General features: G+C 69.8%; 3 protein-coding genes. All 3 read left to right on the top strand.

The window, feature by feature from the left end; genetic code table 11:
• Positions 1 to 275, top strand: a 275-nt coding sequence (locus tag VF794_RS31615; RefSeq protein WP_331116839.1) for a FecR family protein, incomplete at its 5' end; no start/stop codon positions are given.
• A complete protein-coding gene (locus tag VF794_RS31610) occupies positions 272 to 1,030 on the top strand; it encodes a LysM peptidoglycan-binding domain-containing protein (RefSeq protein ID WP_331116838.1) in 759 nt (252 codons plus the stop codon). The genes VF794_RS31615 and VF794_RS31610, both read left to right, overlap by 4 nt.
• Before the next feature lie 15 nt (positions 1,031 to 1,045).
• Positions 1,046 to 1,993 (top strand): cache domain-containing protein (locus VF794_RS31605; protein ID WP_331116837.1); only part of this gene is annotated, 948 nt, incomplete at its 3' end.

The raw sequence follows: 1,993 nt of genomic DNA, 5'->3' as shown, positions 1-1,993 counted from the left end.
AGGAGGGCATGGCCCTCTTCGAAAATGACAAGGTGCGCACCGTGGCCGGCGCGGGAGCACAAATCGTCTTCGCCAATGGGAGTATGGTGAACCTGGGCGAGGACGCGCTGATCGGCATCGCGGAGACGCGGCCGAGGCCCGGACAGGAGCGCACGGACCTGACGGTTCTGCGCGGCCGGGTGGATGCCGAGCTGGAAGATCCAGCGAAGCAGTCACTCTCCGTCACCACGCCAGCGGCCACCGTCCGGGCCGGAAGGGAGATCGTGTTCCAATGAAAAGTTCCCTCCTGCTCGCCATGCTCATGATGGCCCCCACCACCGAGGTGGAGGTGCGCGACCGCGCACGGGCGCAGAGTGTGCTGGAGACGGCACGCAACGCGGTGAAGCACGCGGACGCCAAGGCGGCCAGACGTGAGGAGGCGGCGGCCAAGCTGAAGGAGGCCGAGGCCCACTTCCAGAACGCGCGCTACGAGGAGGCCGCCCAGGCGGCCGACGGAGCGTGGAAGCTGCTGTCGACGAGCGCTTCACAACCCACCGCCTTCACCGTGGCGGTGGACGACAAGGGCGCCACCACGGTGACGGGCCACTCCGGGCAAGCGGTGCGCGTGGAGGGCGCGGGCGTCACCCGGCAGGTGAACGCGGGCGAGACCCTGCGCGTGGAGAAGGGGCAGCCGCCGCCGCAGCCGAGGCCGTTGTTGGGCATTCCCCAGCCCACCCAGCCTTCCGACAAGCTGAAGATGAACGTGCAGCTCGCCAAGGGCGGCCTGGGCTCCGTCACCTTCGCCTGGCAAGCGGTGGAGGGCGCCGAGCGTTATGAGGTGGAGCTGATGCCCACCCGAGGAGAGAAGAAGGTGCTGTCCGCCTCCGCGACCCAGCTCAAGGTGTCGCTGCCGGCGGGAAGCTACCGCTGGAGCGTCCGCGCCCTGGCACGAGAACTCCGCTCCGCGTCCTCGCCCGAGCAGGGCTTCGAGGTGGCGGAGGCCGCGCCCAAGAGCATCAACATCGAGGTGCAGCCCTCGAAGTGGAAGTAGCACAAGAGGAGCCCCATGAAGCTGTTCAAGACGATCCTCCTGCTCATGTTGGTGGCGAGCCTGGTTCCCACGGTGATGGTGGGCCTGCTCTCCGTGTCCGACACGCGCGAGCTGCTGGTGCGCGATGCCCAGGAACTGGCGCAGGAGCGCGTCAAACAGCTCAAGCTGAAGTCGGAGGGCTTCCTCGCCGAGCCCACGCGCGCGGTGATGGGCATGGCGCGCGTGCCCCACTTCTTCGCGCTGCCGCTGGAGCAGCAGCAGATGTACCTGCGCGCGGTGCTCAACCAGCGCCGCGAGGTGCAGGCCATCACCCTCTTCGGCCCGGACGGCAAGCGGCTGCCGGGGCTCCAGGCCTTCGCCGTCAACGACGTGCCACCCACGGCGCTCGCCGAGCACGAGGCGCGTGCCTCGGCGCTGCTGGAGGGCCTGAACGAGCTGCGCTACGCGGACGTGGTGTGGCGCCCCAGCGGTGAGGCGGTGGTGACGTTCACCTTCCCCATCGGCGAGCCCGTCAAGGGCTACATCGCCGCGGACGTGTCCCTGGCGGAGCTCCAGGCCATGCTCGCCCAGGAGCGCGTGGGCAGCACCGGCTTCGTCTACCTCGCCGACTCCAAGGGCCACGTCATCGCCGGAGGCGGCGGGCTGGGGGCCGACCAGGACGTCTCCCAGCGGCCCGTGGTGGCGCACCTGCTCCAGGGCGTGGCGCGCACCCCGGACACGGACATCCTCCACGTGGGTAACTTCGGCGAGGGCGACGACGGCGTCGTGGCCGCCTACGCCACGCTGACCGATCCACACTGGGCCATCGTCTCCGAGCAGACCGTGGCGCTCGCCTACAAGCAGGTGGAGACCATGGAGCGGCGGCTGCTGCTCACCGTGCTCGCCGCCACCGTGGTGGCCCTGGCGCTCGCCGCCTTCTTCTCGCGCAGCGTCACCCGCCCCCTCAAGGGCTTCACCCAGGGC

This window comes from Archangium sp., assembly GCF_036389735.1.
Lineage (GTDB): Bacteria > Myxococcota > Myxococcia > Myxococcales > Myxococcaceae > Archangium.
This window is presented reverse-complemented; position numbering and strand designations above follow the sequence as displayed.

Coding starts and splice junctions, on each gene's coding strand:
- VF794_RS31610 (WP_331116838.1), top strand. CDS start 272: ATGAAAAGTTCCCTCCTGCTCGCCATGCTCATGATGGCCCCCACCACC.